This is a genomic window from Pseudomonas sp., from assembly GCF_035554175.1.
Lineage (GTDB): Bacteria > Pseudomonadota > Gammaproteobacteria > Pseudomonadales > Pseudomonadaceae > Aquipseudomonas.
Genome location: NZ_DATMIV010000018.1, coordinates 24,233 through 41,045 on the forward strand (window position 1 = coordinate 24,233; position 16,813 = coordinate 41,045).

A 16,813-nucleotide genomic window follows, 5' to 3' on the forward strand; every position below is an offset into this window, starting at 1 on the left:
TTAACTCAGGCGCAGGCGACTGGCGCCCACCAGCCAGCTGTAGATCAGATAAAGCACCACGGTCGCCAGCAAGAGCAGCCCGCCGAGCGCGGTCGCCATGCCCCAGTTGATGCTGGTGTTGGTGTAGAACGCGACGAAGTAGCTGACCATTTGGTCGTTCGGGCTGCCGAGCAGCGCCGGAGTGATGTAGTAGCCGATGGCGAGGATGAACACCAACAGGCAACCGGCGCCGACGCCGGCGTAGGTCTGCGGGAAGTACACCCGCCAGAAACTGGCGAACGGGTGACAGCCGAGGGAAATCGCGGCGCGCATGTAGGTCGGCGAGATGCCCTTCATCACGCTGTAGATCGGCAGAATCATGAACGGCAGCAGAATGTGCACCATCGAGATGTACACGCCGGTGCGGTTGAACACCAGTTCCAGCGGCTTATCGATAATCCCCATGGCCAGCAGCGCGCTGTTGATCAGACCGCCGGATTGCAGCAGCACGATCCACGCTGCGACCCGCACCAGAATCGAGGTCCAGAACGGCAGCAGCACCAGAATCATCAGCAGGTTGCTCTGCCGCGACGGCAGGTTCGCCAGCAGGTAGGCCAGGGGATACGCCAGCAGCAGGCAGATCCCGGTGATAACCAGGCCCATCCAGAAGGTGCGCGCAAAGATGTCGAGGTAGATCGCCTGATCCGGGGTGGCCGGGGCCAGTTCGCCGAGGTCGTCGATACGGTGATCAACCGCTGCGAGCAGGTAATACGGGGTGATACTGCTGGTGTTGCGTTTGACCGCTTGCCAGTAGGCCGGGTCGCCCCAACGTTCGTCGAGGCCTTCCAGGGCTTCTTTATACGAGCCCGGTTCGCTGGCGAACGGCAGCGCCCGGGCGGTTTTGGTCAACAGGCTGCGATAGCCGGCCAACTCCATGTTCAAGCGCTTGGACAGATCGCCCAGCGTCTGGTTTTTGCGAGCTTCGGCCAGGTCTTCGCTGGCAGCCTTGTACACCGGTTCGGCGGGCAGGCCACGACCGTCCCAACTGGCGATGGCGGCAACGGTGCGCGGCATGCCGCCGACCACTTCGGGGTTGCCGACGCTTTTATAGAGCAGCGCCACAATTGGCACCAGAAACACCAGCAGCAGAAACAGCACCAGCGGCGCAATCAACGCCTGGGCCTTCCAGCGGTTGACCCGCTCGGCATGCTTGAGCTTCTGCTTCAAGGTGGGGCTGGCGCCCTCGTTCAGGGGAACGGCGATGGCCATGACGTACTCCGCAAATCTTTGAATGGGCGGCATCACCCACGGTGATGCCGCATTACATCAACACTCATGAAACACATCGCATCTGTAGGAGCTGTCGAGTGCAACGAGGCTGCGATCTCTTGATCCTGAAAGGCAAAGTCAAAAGATCGCAGCCTTCGGCAGCTCCTACAGGGCGAAGATTATTTCGCGGCCCAGGAGTTGAAGCGCTGTTCCAGTTGCTCGCCGTTGTCAGCCCAGAAGCTGACGTCGATCTGCACCTGATTGGCGATGTTTTCCGGGGTGGTCGGCATGTCTTTCAGGACATCCTTGGCCAGCAGCGGCACAGCCTGGGTGTTGGCCGGGCCATAAGCGATGTTTTCCGAGTAAGTCTTCTGCTGTTGCGGCTGCACCGAGAAGGCGATGAATTTCTTCGCCGCTTCGGCACGCTTGGCGTCCAGACCTTTCGGGATGGCCCAGGCGTCGAAATCGTAGATGCCGCCGTTCCACACCACTTTCAGATTGGATTCTTTCTGCACCGCAGCGATGCGACCGTTGTAGGCCGAACTCATGACCACGTCGCCGGAAGCCAGATACTGCGGCGGTTGCGCGCCGGCTTCCCACCACTGGATGCTCGGCTTGAGTTCATCGAGTTTCTTGAAGGCGCGATCCTGCCCGCCCTTGCTCGCCAACTCTTTGTAGACGTCTTTCGGCGCCACACCATCGGCCATTAGCGCGAATTCGAGGGTGTACTTGGCGCCTTTGCGCAGGCCACGTTTGCCCGGGAATTTCTTGGTGTCCCAGAAATCCGCCCAACTGGTCGGCGCGGTTTTCAGTTTGTCGGCGTTGTACGCCAGCACGGTCGACCAGACGAAGAAACCCACGCCACACGGCTGGATGGCGCCTTTGACGTAATCTTCGGTCTTGCCGAACAACGCCGGGTCGAGTTGCTCGAACATGTCTTCGTCGCAACCACGGGACAGCTCTGGCGACTCAACTTCGACCAGGTCCCAGGACACGCTCTTGGTGTCGACCATGGCTTTGACCTTGGCCATTTCGCCGTTGTATTCGCCCGCAACGATCTTGCCGTTGCCCGCCGCTTCCCACGGTGCATAGAAGGCTTTGACTTGCGCGGCCTTGTTCGCTCCGCCAAACGACACCACGGTCAAGTCCGGGCCGGCAGCCATCGCGCCGGTCGCGCCCATCAGGCCCAGGGTCAGGGCGGTGAACTTCAGGGATCTCAACATTTATTGTTCTCTCCACATGCAGGGTTGGTGTTGGTATTGCCGGGGCGATCAATTCGCCTCTAGAAGAGGATCGAGCGCACGAACGTGCTCGACCTGCCAGCCAAGCGGAACCACGTCACCGACCGCGAGTTCAGGATCGAGCTCGGCAATCGGCTGTTTCACGAAGAAGTCGTTCTTGCCGCAGACTTCCAGGCGCACCCGGACGTGGTCGCCCAGATAGATGAATTCCGCCACCCTCCCTGAGAAGCGGTTGACGCATTGATCGCTCGAGCCATTGAGGCTGACGCGCTCCGGACGGATCGACAGGGTCACCGGCTCGCCGGTCTGGCCAACATTCACCGCCAGCGCCTCGACCTTTTCACCCCGGCCCAGTTCGACTACGCAGCGTTCGCCGCTGTGGCTGAGCAGGCGCCCGTTGAGGCGGTTGTTCTCACCGATGAAGTTGGCTACGAAGGTGTTTTTCGGCTCTTCGTAGAGTGTGCGCGGCGGTGCGATCTGCTGGATCTCGCCCTGATGGAACACGGCAACACGGTCGGACATGGTCAGCGCCTCACCCTGATCGTGGGTCACGTAGACCACGGTCACGCCGAGGCGCTGGTGCAGGTGTTTGATTTCCATCTGCATGTGTTCACGCAGTTGTTTATCGAGGGCGCCCAACGGCTCGTCCATCAGCACCAGTTGCGGCTCGAATACCAAGGCGCGGGCCAGCGCCACACGTTGTTGCTGACCACCGGACAATTGCGCGGGATAGCGCGACGCGAACGCGTCGAGCTGAACCATGCTGAGGACTTTCTTCACCCGGTCGCTGACGTCGCTTTTGTTCAGGCCGCGCACGGTCAACGGGAAGGCGAGGTTTTGCGCGACGGTCATGTGCGGGAACAGTGCGTAGTTCTGGAACACCATGCCGATGTCGCGCTTGTGCGGCGGCACGTTGTTGATCGAACGCCCGGCGAGGAGGATTTCCCCAGCGGTCGGGGTTTCGAAACCGGCGAGCATCATCAGGCTGGTGGTCTTGCCGGAACCGGACGGCCCGAGCAGGGTGAGGAATTCGCCTTTGCGAATGTCCAGGTTGAGGTCTTTGACGATCAGGTTCTCGCCGTCGTAGCTCTTCTGCACTCCACGAAAGCTGACCAGCACATCACTGGTCCCTGCGCTTGTATCGACCTGGCTCATACCCACACCTTTGTTGTTGATGACTGCTTGTTCATCAAGCCTAGTGGCTGGCGCCAGCCACGCAAATCGGGGCGCAGGAGAGAATCGCTTAAGCGCAATGGAAGGTTGAGGGTAGGGATTGCCCTACAAGGATGGCGCGAACGGATAAGGCAGTGGTGAGCGGCAAGCTGCAAGCCGCAAGCAGGGGCGAAAGCGTTTGTCGCTAACAGATATGCCAACGCGGTCTCCTGTAGGAGCTGCCGAAGGCTGCGATCTTTTGACCTTGCCGTTTATAAGATCAAAAGATCGCAGCCTTCGGCAGCTCCTACAGGGGGCGGGCGGGGTCAGAGGAGTTTGTGTTCCATCGCATATTTCACCAGCTCGGCCAGCGAGGTGATGTTGAGTTTCTGCATCAGCCGCGCCTTGTGGGTGCTGATGGTCTTGCTGCTCAGGGCCAGTTGCTGAGCGATGTCGTTGACGTTGGCGCCTTGTGCCAGGCGCTCGAACACCGAGAACTCGCGCTCGGACAACAACGAATGCAGCGGCCGTGTGTCGGTCAGGCCGACTTCGAAGACCATCCGGTCAGCCAGTTCCGGATCGATGTAACGCCCGCCCGCCGCGACTTTGCGGATCGCCGTAAGCAGCAGCGCCGGATCGCTGTCCTTGGTCGCATATCCGGCCGCGCCGACCTTCAACGCCCGCGCGGCCATTTGCGCTTCATCGTGCATCGAGAGCACCAGAATCGCCGGCGGATTGTGCAGTGCACGGATGCGCGGGATCGCCTCCAGCCCATTGACCCCGGGCATGGAGATGTCCAGCAGCACCACCTCGCAAGGCACACTGCGCAGGGTGTCGAGCAACTGCTCGCCATTGCTCGCCTCGCCCACCACTTGCAGATCCTTGGCCAGGCCGATCAATTGCTTGATGCCTTCGCGGACGATAGTGTGGTCTTCGGCTACCAGTACACGGATCACGTTCTTCTCCTCAGCCAAAATATTTCGCGAGCAGGCTCGCTCCCCCCCTGGAATGCATTCTCCCTGTGGGAGCGAGCCTGCTCGCGAAGGCGTCAGCACTCACGGCTCAGATCCTCAGACCTCACTCACCGGCACCCACACCTTGAGACTGGTGCCCTCCCCCGGCTCACTCACAAGCTCCAGCCGGCCGCCCATGATCAGCACCCGCTCGCGCATGCCGACCAGGCCAAACGACGTTGGCCGATCGTCAGCGGCAATAAATCCTACGCCATCATCGGCGACCGTCAGACACAATTCATCGCCCGCAAGCTCCAGCGTCAACTCCACCGTATGCGCCTGAGCATGGCGCATCACGTTGGTCAGGGCCTCCTGCAGAATCCGGAACAGGCCCACTGCCTTGGCATCACTGAGTGCTGGCAAATTATCCGGCACCTGCACCAGACACGGAATCTGCGTGCGCGCTTCGAAGCGGCGCGCCTGCCACTCGATTGCCGACGCGATGCCGGCATCCAGAATCGGCGGGCGCAACGCGGTCGCGACATCGCGCACCAGCTGGAACAACTGCGCGATCAGGCGCTTCATGCTGTTGAGCCGTTCGTTCAGACCCGGATCGAGTTGCGCGTAGGCCAGTTCGCACATCGATGTCTCCAGTTTCAGCACGGTGAGCATCTGTCCCAACTCATCATGGACTTCGCGGGCGATGCGCGCCTTCTCTTCTTCGCGCACGCTCTCCAGGTGCGCCGAGAGTTCACGCAGCTGCTCACGCGAGGCGGCCAGTTCCAGCTCGATGCGTTTGCTTTCGCTGATGTCCCAGACAATGCCGTCCCAGACGTAAGCGCCATCCTCCAGTTGCCGGGTGATCGCCTTGATCTCGGCCCAGCGCTGCTCGCCCTGGCGCGTGACGATACGGCCCTGCCACGACCAATCGCTGTCGGTATCCAGCGCTTGGTCCTGGGTGCGGTGATAACTGGCCTTGTCGTCGGGATGCACCAGGCTGCGCAAGCCCATGTCGCGATGCGCGATGGCCGCCGGCGCATAACCGACCAGACTCTCGCTGCCCTCGCTGATGTAGGCGAAGTCGATATGACCCGTCACCGGCGCCCGCTCCAGGCGAAACACCAGACCCGGGACGTTGGCGGCGATGCCTTGCAGCCGCGCTTCACTTTCCTGCAAGGCAGCCAGTGCGCGACGCCGGTCGGTGACATCGGTGAGGTAGACCACCAGATACTCGCTGTCGCGAAAGCGCAGGAAACTCAGGGAAACGTCGGCCGGCAACATGCTGCCGTCGGCGCGCAGGCAACTGGTTTCGAAGCTCAGCGGGCCTTCTTCGCTGGCCCGCGCGCGCTTCCACAGATTCAGCCAGCGGTCCATGTGCAAGCCGGGTTCGAAGTCGATCAATGGTCGCTCAATAAGCCCGCCCGAGGGATACCCGAGCATGTTTTCCGCCGCCCGGTTGGCGTAGCGCACATGGCTGTCCCAATTGACCCAGAGAATGCCGACGGTGCTTTGATCGATGGAAAACTGTGTGAGCCGCAGCGCCTCTTCACTGGCTGCGCGCAATGCGATGTCCTCGCGGGCGCTGAGCAGGCGCTGTTCGAGGCTGTGCTGCTGGCGACGCTGCCAGAACACGATCGCCACGCAACTGAGCAGCATCACCGCGAACAACAGGCTGAGGTTCTGCCAGAACCCCGGCGATTCGGCGAGCCGTGGGTACTTCGGCTGCAGCCACTGGTTGTGCAGTTGTTCCAGATCCTTGGCCGGAATCGCCCGCAAGGCGCTCTGGACGATGTCGGCCAGTTCCGGCCAATCGCGCCGCGAGGCCACGCGCAGCAATTGCGGCAGGCCAATATCGCCGACCACCACCAGTTCGGCGAACTCAGGTTCCACCGACAGGCGTCCCAATTGCGCTTCATCAACCACCGCGTAAGACGCTTGCTGGCTCAACAGCAATTGCAACGCCTGACGCTCCAGCGGCACGCCCTGCAGATTCAGCTGCGGATAGTTGCTGCGCAGATAATCGGCGGTGGTACTCGGCATGCGCACGGCGACGCGAGTCTGGCTGTCGAGTTTTTCCAGATCGACCGCGCCGCTGCTTTTCTGGTCGCTGACCACCAGTTGCGGCACGCGCATGTACGGGTCGGAAAACTGCCAGAGGCGCAGCGCACCCGGCGTCTGGCTGAGTCCCGGGGCGATGTCGATTTCGCCTTCGCGCAAAGCGGCCTCAAGCTGCCCGAGATCCTGAAAGTTGCGCCAGCTCAGTTCCACGCCCAGCGCTTTGGCGAGCAGTTTCATCAACTCGACATTGGCCCCGGACAATCGCTGCAAGCGTCGATCGTACGTCGCGTAGGGCGCCTGCAAGACCAGGCCGACGCGCAATTCATTGTGCTGTGCCAGCCATTGCTGCTGATCGGGCGACAGTTGCGCGGCATGCACCGGGGACGCAGGCGCCGCCCAGCCCATCAAGGGAAACCACAAACAGCCGATAAGCCACAGGCAGCAAAATCGCTTCATTGAAGTCTCATACACTGACAAATTCTGACCAACCCATTAGGCTGCCGGGATACTTTCTGGCCTGGAATAACCGATGCCCTCTGTCTACCGCCTGGCACTGCCAGCATTGTGCCTGTCGCTGATCCTGCCCTGTGCGTTTTCTGTCGAAGCCGCCGACGCGGCACCTGCCGCCACGGACAAGCCCGCCGCAGAAAAACCGGCCGAACGCCAGCCACTGCTTGAGCGTAGTCAGGAAGAGGCCGCCGCACTGCAACGTAAACTGCCGGCGCAAGAGCAGCAACAATTGCAGGCTGGCAGCGATACCTTTCTCGCCCTGTGGAGACCGGCCAATACCGCCGAGCCCAAAGGCGCGGTAATCATCGTCCCCGGTGCCGGCGAAACCGCTGACTGGCCGCAGGCGATCGGCCCGTTGCGGCGCAAGTTGCCGGATGCCCAATGGAGCAGCCTGAGCATCACCCTGCCAGATCTGCAAGGCGACGCCATCGCCCCGCGCGTGGTCGAACCCGCCGCTGCGGCGAAAGCCCCGGAAACCGGGAGCAAGGATGCCACCACCGCACAGCCGATCGAACAAGCCGCTGGCGGTGAAGCGGAAGTCGCCGAACAGGCGGTGGCCGAAACGAGCGAAGAACAGGCCAAAGCCGATGCCGAGCGCATCTTCGGACGGATCGACGCGGCGATTGCCTACGCCGAACAGCAGAGCGCGCGCAGCATTGTCGTGATCGGCCATGGCACCGGCGCCTATTGGGCGGCGCGTTTTCTCAGCGAGCGGCAAACGCCGCAGGTGGAAAAACTGGTCATGGTTGATGCGCAAACCCCGGCCAAGGCCCTGCCGCCATTGGCGGAACTGACGCCAACGTTGAAGCTGCCGACGGCAGATATTTTCTACATGGATAAAGCTCTGGATCGCAACGCAGCGCTGGAGCGCATGCAGGCGAGCAAGCGTCTGAAAACGTCGGCGTTCAGCCAGGTGGCGCTGCAAGTGTTGCCGGACAAGAAGGCTGAGCAGGAGCAATTGTTTCGACGGGTGCGGGGTTGGTTGAATCCACAAAATACGGACTGATAAAAGCAAAAGATCGCAGCCTTCGGCAGCTCCTACAGGAAAATGCATTCCAAAGGTAGGAGCTGCCGAAGGCTGCGATCTTTTGATCTTCAAGGGTCAACGAAAATCCCGCCGCTCCCGAATCAACGTATAGGCACTGTGCAATTCCCGCGTGCGCTCGGTCGCTTCGCGCACCTGCGCCGGCGTCGCACCACTGCCGGCAATCTTGTCCGGGTGATGACGGCTGAGCAGACGCCGGTAGGCGCGCTTGATCTGTGCCGGCTCGCTGCTCGCCGATACCCCGAGCAGTTTCATCGCCTCCTGATAACTCACCGCAGCACTGACGATCGGCCGTTTGCCCGGTTCGTAATCGCTGGCCAGCGCCTGAACTTGCTGCGGCGTCCAGCCCAGCCATTTGCCCCACTGCGCGAGCAATTCGCGTTCACTGACGCCGGCACGGCCATCGGCCCAGACCATTCGCCAACAGGCACGCAGCACACCTTCAGACGCATGCGGTTGCGCACTCAAACGGCGCAGATAACCGCGCAGATTGTCGCTGCCGGACTTGCCACGATTAAATGCGGCAATCGCCCGACGCGTCGCCGGTTCGCTCATTTCCAGCGCGCGCATTTCATTGCGCGCCTGCTGGATATGCCCGTCAGTGACGCGCCCGTCGCTCTTGGCCAGACGCCCAAGCAACACGAACAGCAGTTCATCGTTGCGCAGCATCGGCCGGCCGCCGAGCTTTTCCCGCAAGTGTCCCCAGCTCTGCAGTTGCAGGCGCCGATCCAGCGCCTGCCCCAACAATGCCCCGAGCATGGCCCCCGGAATGCTGGCGATTGCATACCCCACTCCGGCTCCAATCAGAGTCCCTGGCCACAGCATGTCAGCGACTCGCTTCTATCAAGGCTTCAGCTTCGGCCAAGCGCTCATGGGTACCGACATCGACCCAATGACCTTTCAGGCGCTCGCCCGTCACTTCGCCGTTGGCCATCGCTGTGCGCAGCAACGGCGCGAGCTTGAAGGCGCCATCGCTGCAACCGTCGAACAGCTGCGGATGCAGCACGGCGATACCGCTGTAGGTCAGCGTCTGCGCATCAGGCTGGCCATCTTGCACTTTGCCGTCTACCAGGCTGAAGTCACCGTCCGGGTGATGCGGCGGATTGTCCGCCAGCACCAGATGCGCCAGCCCGTTGATCGGCTGATGCAGCACGCTGAAGTCGTAATCGGTCCAGATATCGCCGTTGACCACCAGAAACGCATCGTCACCGAGCAACGGCAGCGCACGGAAAATCCCGCCGCCGGTTTCCAGCGGCTCGCCTTCCGGCGAGTACTGAATGCTCAGACCGAAGCGTGAACCGTCGCCCAGATGATCCTCGATTTGCTGACCGAGCCAGGCGTGGTTGATGACGACTTCGTTGAAGCCTGCTGCCGCGAGGGCGCGCAGGTGATATTCGATCAGTGGCACACCAGCGGCACGCACCAGCGGTTTCGGCGTGGTCAGGGTCAGCGGGCGCATGCGCTCGCCTTTGCCCGCCGCCAGAATCATTGCCTTCATGCTGTCGCCCCAGCACGCAAACTGCGCAGCAGCGCTTGCAGTTCCGCCAGTTCGGGACGGCGGGCAATCACCGCTTCTATATAAGAGAAGAAGCGCGGCACGTCGGCCAGATAACGCGGCTTGCCGTCGCGATGGCAGATCCGCGCGAAGATGCCGATGACTTTCAGGTGACGCTGCACGCCCATCAGGTCGCTGGCGCGCAGGAAATCTTCGAAATCGGCCTGCACCGGAATGTCCAGTGCCGAGGCCTGCTGCCAATAACTTTCCAGCCAGCCGCGCACACGCTCTTCAGGCCAACTGAGGAAGGCGTCCTTGAACAGGCAGGTCACGTCGTAAGTCACCGGGCCATAGACCGCGTCCTGGAAATCCAGCACGCCGGGGTTAGGCTCGCTGAGCATCAGGTTGCGCGGCATGTAGTCGCGGTGCACCAGCACTTTCGGCTGAGCCAGGGCGCTGTCGATCAGCAGCTCGCTGATGTGCTGCCACTGTTGCTGCTGGGCGGCGTCGAACTCGGCGCCCAGCTCGCGCTTGACGTACCACTCGGGGAACAACTCCAGCTCACGGCGCAACAAGGCAACATCGTAACTGGGCAGAGGCGCAACCATCGGCAGTTGCTGAAAAGCCAACAGCGCTTGCAAGGCATCGTGAAATAACGCGTCGGCATTTTCGCTATCGATCACGTCGAGATAGGTCTTGCTGCCCAGGTCATTGAGCAAAAGAAAACCGCGTTCGAGGTCTTCGGCATAAATTTTCGGCACGTTGATCCCGGATTTCGCCAGCAAAAAGGCGATATCCACGAACGGTTTGCAGTTTTCCTGCGGTGGCGGCGCGTCCATCACGACGAAACTGCGACCGTCGCCCTCCCAACGGAAGTAACGGCGGAAACTCGCATCGCTGCTGGCCGCGGTCAACGTGGCCGGGGGCACAGTGCCCCAGCCCTGCTCGGCAAACAGCTTTGCCAACTGCTCATCGAGCCAAACTTTCAGGTGTTGCAAGCGTACATCTTGGTCAGGCATTGCAAGGGTCTCCGACGGCGCTAGCCGTCAAGCGGGTCATGCTTTATTATCCAGCATCTTTTTCAGACCATCGAGAGGCGTGCGGCCCACACCGCGGGCAGATGGCACGCAGGAAGCCCGGACTAATAAGATGGCATTGAAATCCCCCGCGTTTCGTAAAAAATTTCCGTTGTTGGTAACCGGCAGTCTGCTGGCTATGCAACCTCTGGCCAGTCAATTCGTTGTTGCCGCCGAGCAGTATGACTGCTCCGTCTCGGCTACGGGTGGCTGGGACTGTGCGCCCAAGTCGCCCGCCGCGGCGTTGCCGCCGCGTCCGGTGCATGACGGCAGTGCCGTCAGCGCCGCCGGTGAAACCCCGGCCAGCAAAGGCTCCGACGCAGAGACCGGCGCGAAAACCGCACTGGTCACCGAAGCCAAGGGCCGTGGCCTGAAATCCCGTAGCGAAGACTACAGTCACCTCGACTGGGTTCCGCGCGAGAAGCTCACCGCCGCCCAATTGGCCGAGACCGGTCCTTACTGCTCTGGTTCCTATATCGAACCGATTCGTCCTGGCATGAATGACAAGACGAATAAAAGTGACGCGCCGACCTTCATCGGTGCCAAAGCGTCGCGTTATGAGCAGGACACACAAGTCGCCAGCCTCGCCGGTGACGTGGTCATGCGTCAGGGCAGCATGCAGGTCGAAGCCGACGAGGCGAACCTGTATCAGGCCGAAAGCCGCGGCGAACTGGCCGGCAACGTACGCATCCGCGACAACGGTGCGCTGATCGTCGGCGACCACGCCGATGTGCAGCTCGACACCGGTGAAGCCAAGGTCGACAACGCTGAATACGTGATGCACAAATCGCGCATTCGCGGTAACGCGCTGTACGCCAAGCGCGCCGAAAACGCGATCATCCGCTTGAAGGACGGCACGTACACCACGTGCGAACCGAACAGCAACGCGTGGCAGCTCAAGGGCAACAACATCACGCTGAACCCGGCTACCGGTTTCGGTACCGCGACGAACGTGACATTGCGCGTCAAAGACATTCCGATTCTGTACACCCCGTACATCTACTTCCCGATCGACGATCGTCGTCAGTCGGGCTTCCTGCCGCCGACCATCGGTTCGGGCAGCGACACCGGCTTCATGCTGGTCACCCCGTACTACTTCAACCTGGCGCCGAACTACGACGCTACGTTGTACCCGCGCTACATGAGCAAGCGCGGCATGCTGGTCGAAGGCGAATTCCGTTACCTGACCAAGTCGAGCGAAGGCCAGTTCGGTGCGGCGTACCTCAATGACGAGGACGATGATCGCAAGCGCCAGTCCGACTACAAAGACACTCGCTACATGTACAACTGGCAGCACAAGGGCGGTCTCGACTCACGCCTGCTGACCGAAGTGGATTACACCAAGATCAGCGATCCGTATTACTTCCAGGATCTGCAGACCGACCAGATTGGTGTGAAGAGCAGCGATTTCGTCAATCAGCAGGGTGCTGTCACCTATCGTGGCGACAGCTATACCGCACGCCTGAATGCCCAGCAGTACCAACTGGCTACCGTTTCGAACATCACCCCGTATGGTCGTCTGCCGCAGATCACCTTCAATGGTCAGCTGCCGTATCACCCGGAAGGTCTGAATTTCGATTACGAGACCGAGTTGGTACGTTTTGACCGTGACCTGCGTAGCGGCACATTCGTACAGGAAGACGGCATTACCACCGAGTCGCGTCTGGACAACAACATCACCGGACTGGCTCGCGCCAACGGCGATCGCTTGAATCTGAAGCCGGGCGTCAGCCTACCGATGAACTGGACGTATGGCTTCCTCAAGCCATCGTTGAAATATCAGTACACCCAGTATCAGCTTGATCTGGATAACACCGGCAAATCGCAAATCGATGCACTCTCGCCGGAAAACCAGAAGCTCTACGGCAAGTTCGACAGCAACCAGAACCGTGGCGTACCAATCGCCAGCATCGATGGTGGCCTGTACTTCGACCGCGACACGTCTTACTTCGGCAAGAACTACCGTCAGACCCTGGAGCCGCGCCTGTTCTATCTCTATGTACCGGAGAAAGATCAGGAAGACATTCCAGTGTTCGACACCAGCGAATACACCTTCAACTACGCTTCGCTGTTCCGCGACAACCGTTTCTCCGGCGCCGACCGTGTCGGCGACGAGAACAAACTGTCGCTGGGCGTGACCAGCCGCTGGATTGAAGAAAACGGCTTCGAGCGTCAGCGCATCAGCGTAGGCCAGGCGTACTATTTCAAAAACCGCGAAGTGCAATTGCCTGGCATCAATGCGAAAACCCGGGAAGATTCCAAATCCAGTGTTTCGCCATACGCGCTGGAATATGAATACCGCTGGAACCGTGACTGGCGCGCCACTGCCGATTACAACTGGGATCCGGACAGCCGTAGCCCGCGCTCCGGTAGCGCGATGTTCCACTACCAGCCCGCAGACAACCCGAACAAGGTCATCAACGCCGGTTATCGCTATCGCAACGACCAGATTCGCTACGATCAGAATACCGGTCAGTGGGCGGTGGGCGGTGGTGACTACGGTACCCCTGGTCAGCCTGGCTACGTGAAGGACTACTACAAGATCCAGCAGCATGACTTCTCGGTCATCTGGCCGATCGTTCCGCAGTGGAACGCCATCAGCCGCTGGCAGTACGACTACAACCGCAACCGCACGCTGGAAGCCTTCGGTGGTTTCGAATACGACAACTGCTGCTGGAAACTGCGCCTGATCAACCGTTACTGGGTTTCCTATGACGAGTTCAGCCAGGAAGCTCCGCAAAACGAAAAAGGCGACCATGGCGTCTTCCTCCAAATTGTTCTGAAGGGACTCGGCGGCCTGACTGGCGCCAAGGTAGAGAGCTTCCTCGACAAAGGCATTCAAGGTTATCGTGAACGTGAAGACCAAGCTTTCTGATTGTCTGCGCCCGCTGCTGCTGGGCGCGCTGTTCCTGGGTACGGCGGCCAACGCCGCCGTGCAATCCATCGATAAAGTGGTGGCGATCGTCGACAACGACGTGGTCATGCAGAGCCAACTGGACCAGCGCGTTCACGAAGTTCAGCAGACCATCGCCAAGCGCGGTGGCGGTCTGCCGCCTCCGGGCGTGCTGGATCAGCAGGTGCTCGAGCGTCTGATCGTCGAAAACCTGCAACTGCAGATCGGCGAACGTTCCGGCATTCGCATCACCGATGAAGAACTCAACCAGGCCGTCGGCACCATTGCCCAACGCAATAACATGACTGTCGATCAGTTCCGTGCTGCGCTGGCTCGTGATGGCCTGAACTATGACGACGCCCGTGATCAGATCAAGCGCGAGATGATCATCAGCCGTGTGCGTCAGCGTCGTGTAGCCGAGCGCATCCAGGTGTCCGAACAGGAGGTGAAAAACTTCCTCGCTTCCGACCTGGGCAAGATGCAGCTTTCCGAAGAATTGCATCTGGCCAACATCCTGATTCCAACCCCGGAAAGCGCCAACTCCGATGCCATTCAGAGCGCCGCGCGTCAGGCCATGGAGGTTTACCAGCAGCTTAAGCAAGGCGCTGACTTCGGCCAGGTGGCCGTTGCCAAATCAGGCAGCGACAACGCGCTGGAAGGCGGCGACATGGGCTGGCGTAAAGCAGCCCAGCTGCCACCGCCGTTCGATCGCGAGTTGAGCAGCATGGCCGTTGGCGACATTACCCAGCCTGCACGCACCCCGGGCGGCTTCATCATTCTGAAGCTGCTGGGCAAGCGCGGCGGCGAAGCGCAGACCCGTGATGAAGTGCATGTGCGCCACATTCTGGTCAAGCCAAGTCCGATCCGTGACGAAGCGAAAACCAAAGAACTGGTTCAGTCCCTGTACAACCGCATCACCGCCGGCGAAGATTTTGCCGAGCTGGCGAAGAACTACTCGGAAGATCCGGGTTCCGCGCTCAACGGCGGCGACCTGAACTGGATCGACCCGAACGTGCTGGTGCCGGAATTCCGCGAAGTGATGGCCTCGACGCCACAAGGTCAGCTGTCCAAGCCGTTCCAGACCCAATACGGCTGGCACGTGCTGGAAGTCCTTGGTCGCCGCGCCACCGACAGCACCGAACAGGCCCGTGAACAGCAAGCGATGACGGTACTGCGTAACCGCAAATACGACGAAGAGCTGCAAACCTGGCTGCGTCAGATCCGTGACGAAGCCTACGTAGAGATCAAACTCCCTGGTGCAGACCAGGCAGCGCAGTGAAACCCAAGCGTTTCGCGCTGACACCCGGCGAACCAGCCGGCATCGGTCCCGACCTGTGCCTGCTGCTCGCCCCGCAAGCCCAGCCATATCCCCTGATTGCCATAACCAGCCGCGACCTGCTCCTTGAGCGGGCCGCGCAGCTGGGTCTGGCCGTCAATGTACTGAATGTCACGCCAGATTTTTGGCCGGATGCTCCGGCGCCTGCGGGCAGCCTGTACGTTTGGGATACACCTCTGAGTGCACCTGTCATCGCAGGACAACTGGACAAGGCCAATGCGGCGTTCGTCCTCGAGACCCTGACGCGTGCCGGAAACGGCTGTCTGAATGGCGATTTCGCCGGGATGATCACCGCACCGGTGCACAAAGGCGTGATCAACGACTCAGGCATCGCATTTTCCGGACACACCGAGTTTCTTGCTGACCTGACGCACACCGCGCAAGTGGTGATGATGCTTGCGACTCGCGGTTTGCGCGTAGCGCTGGTTACCACGCACCTGCCACTGCGCGATGTCGCTGATGCGATCACGCCGCAGCGACTGGAGCGAGTCACGCGAATTCTGCACACCGACCTGCAAGACAAATTCGGCATTGCCCGGCCGCGCATCCTGGTTTGCGGACTCAACCCGCACGCTGGTGAGGGCGGCCACCTGGGCCATGAAGAAATCGACATCATCGAACCGACATTAGAGCGCCTGCGCGGCGAGGGCATGGATCTTCGTGGCCCGCTGCCTGCCGACACTCTGTTTACCCCCAAATATCTGGAGCACTGCGATGCGGTGCTGGCGATGTACCACGATCAGGGCTTGCCTGTGCTCAAGTACAAAGGCTTCGGCGCCGCCGTCAACGTGACGCTGGGCCTGCCGATCATCCGCACATCGGTTGACCATGGCACCGCCCTGGATCTGGCCGGCAGCGGCAGGATCGACACCGGCAGCCTGCAAGTCGCGCTGGAAACCGCCTACCAGATGGCCGAGACCCGTTTATGAACGAGCAATACCAACACAAGGCGCGCAAACGCTTTGGCCAGAACTTCCTGCACGATGCCGGCGTTATCGACCGCATCCTGCGCTCGATCCACGCCAAGTCAGACGATCGCCTGCTGGAAATCGGCCCCGGCCAGGGCGCCCTCACCCAGGGTCTGCTCGGCTCCGGCGCGCAACTTGACGTAGTGGAACTGGACAAGGATCTGATCCCGATTCTCAACCAGCAGTTTGCCGGTATGAGCAATTTCAACCTGCATCAGGGCGATGCGCTGAAATTCGACTTCAACACGCTGAACGCCGCGCCGAACAGCCTGCGCGTGGTGGGTAACCTGCCCTACAACATCTCGACGCCGCTGATTTTTCACCTGCTGAACAACGCCGGGATCATCCGCGACATGCACTTCATGCTGCAGAAAGAAGTGGTCGAGCGTCTGGCGGCGGGTCCGGGTGGCGGTGACTGGGGCCGTTTGTCGATCATGGTTCAATACCATTGCCGCGTGGAACATCTGTTCAACGTCGGCCCGGGCGCGTTCAATCCGCCGCCGAAAGTCGACTCGGCCATCGTTCGTCTGGTGCCGCATGCGGTACTGCCGCACCCGGCCAAAGATCATCGTCTGCTCGAGCGTGTGGTACGCGAAGCGTTCAACCAGCGGCGCAAAACCCTGCGCAATACCCTCAAGCAGCTGCTCAGCAATGCCGAGATCGAAGCCGCTGGCGTCGATGGCAGCCTGCGCCCGGAACAGCTGGATCTGGCGGCATTCGTACGTCTGGCCGACCAGCTGGCCATACAGGTCTCGACCGCTCCTGCCGCCGACTGACCGGCGATGAACGCTATCGGGCAGCACACCACTCTGGTTTACTGCCCGATACTTGCCTAGAC

Annotated in this window: 13 protein-coding genes; 5 read left to right on the forward strand and 8 right to left on the reverse strand. The window is 60.9% G+C overall.

Annotation, left to right across the window (positions count from 1 at the left end; genetic code table 11):
• The 5 genes from VNV36_RS07375 to VNV36_RS07395 form a co-directional block, all read right to left on the reverse strand.
• Positions 1-1,248 carry an ABC transporter permease gene (locus VNV36_RS07375; RefSeq protein ID WP_325717192.1) on the reverse strand — a complete coding sequence of 416 codons (1,248 nt, stop codon included), beginning with the start codon at positions 1,246-1,248 and terminating at the stop codon, positions 1-3.
• A 179-nt stretch (positions 1,249-1,427) separates the two neighbouring features.
• On the reverse strand, positions 1,428-2,471 hold the full coding sequence (locus VNV36_RS07380; protein ID WP_016772907.1) for an ABC transporter substrate-binding protein: 1,044 nt from the start codon (positions 2,469-2,471) through the stop codon (positions 1,428-1,430).
• A gap of 48 nt (positions 2,472-2,519) precedes the next feature.
• Positions 2,520-3,644: an ABC transporter ATP-binding protein gene (locus VNV36_RS07385; protein WP_325717193.1), complete on the reverse strand. Its 1,125-nt coding sequence runs from the start codon at positions 3,642-3,644 to the stop codon at positions 2,520-2,522.
• 323 nt (positions 3,645-3,967) lie between these two features.
• Positions 3,968-4,597: a response regulator gene (locus tag VNV36_RS07390; RefSeq protein WP_325717194.1), complete on the reverse strand. Its 630-nt coding sequence runs from the start codon at positions 4,595-4,597 to the stop codon at positions 3,968-3,970.
• Between the two features lie 114 nt (positions 4,598-4,711).
• Positions 4,712-7,108: a PAS domain-containing sensor histidine kinase gene (locus VNV36_RS07395; RefSeq protein WP_325717195.1), complete on the reverse strand. Its 2,397-nt coding sequence runs from the start codon at positions 7,106-7,108 to the stop codon at positions 4,712-4,714.
• Between the two features lie 73 nt (positions 7,109-7,181).
• Between VNV36_RS07395 and VNV36_RS07400 the strand changes: the two genes are divergently transcribed.
• Positions 7,182-8,168, forward strand: a complete 987-nt coding sequence (locus VNV36_RS07400; RefSeq protein WP_325717196.1) for an alpha/beta hydrolase family protein — start codon at positions 7,182-7,184, stop codon at positions 8,166-8,168.
• A 96-nt stretch (positions 8,169-8,264) separates the two neighbouring features.
• Here the strand turns inward: VNV36_RS07400 and VNV36_RS07405 are convergent, their stop codons facing one another.
• From VNV36_RS07405 to VNV36_RS07415, 3 genes are read right to left on the reverse strand one after another with little or no spacing between them, the layout of a single operon-like run.
• Complete coding sequence (locus VNV36_RS07405) at positions 8,265-9,032, reverse strand: TerB family tellurite resistance protein (RefSeq protein WP_325717197.1); 768 nt, start codon at positions 9,030-9,032, stop codon at positions 8,265-8,267.
• A gap of 1 nt (position 9,033) precedes the next feature.
• Entirely contained in the window at positions 9,034-9,705 is a 672-nt protein-coding gene (gene murU, locus VNV36_RS07410; protein WP_325717198.1) for an N-acetylmuramate alpha-1-phosphate uridylyltransferase MurU, read from the reverse strand.
• Positions 9,702-10,721 (reverse strand): aminoglycoside phosphotransferase family protein, encoded by a 1,020-nt coding sequence (locus tag VNV36_RS07415; RefSeq protein ID WP_325717199.1) that lies wholly within the window; start codon positions 10,719-10,721, stop codon positions 9,702-9,704. The genes murU and VNV36_RS07415 overlap by 4 nt, the downstream gene beginning before the upstream one ends.
• A gap of 130 nt (positions 10,722-10,851) precedes the next feature.
• Between VNV36_RS07415 and VNV36_RS07420 the strand changes: the two genes are divergently transcribed.
• Genes VNV36_RS07420 through rsmA form a run of 4 tightly spaced genes read left to right on the forward strand, consistent with a single transcriptional unit; the run spans position 10,852 to position 16,751 of the window.
• Positions 10,852-13,653: an LPS-assembly protein LptD gene (locus tag VNV36_RS07420; protein ID WP_325717200.1), complete on the forward strand. Its 2,802-nt coding sequence runs from the start codon at positions 10,852-10,854 to the stop codon at positions 13,651-13,653.
• Entirely contained in the window at positions 13,628-14,950 is a 1,323-nt protein-coding gene (gene surA, locus VNV36_RS07425; RefSeq protein WP_325717201.1) for a peptidylprolyl isomerase SurA, read from the forward strand. Before VNV36_RS07420 ends, surA begins: the two co-directional genes overlap by 26 nt.
• A complete protein-coding gene (gene pdxA / locus VNV36_RS07430; protein WP_325717202.1) occupies positions 14,947-15,936 on the forward strand; it encodes a 4-hydroxythreonine-4-phosphate dehydrogenase PdxA in 990 nt (329 codons plus the stop codon). The genes surA and pdxA overlap by 4 nt, the downstream gene beginning before the upstream one ends.
• Positions 15,933-16,751, forward strand: coding sequence for a 16S rRNA (adenine(1518)-N(6)/adenine(1519)-N(6))-dimethyltransferase RsmA (gene rsmA, locus VNV36_RS07435; RefSeq protein WP_325717203.1), 819 nt, complete (start codon positions 15,933-15,935; stop codon positions 16,749-16,751). Before pdxA ends, rsmA begins: the two co-directional genes overlap by 4 nt.
• The last annotated feature ends 62 nt before the right edge of the window (positions 16,752-16,813 follow it).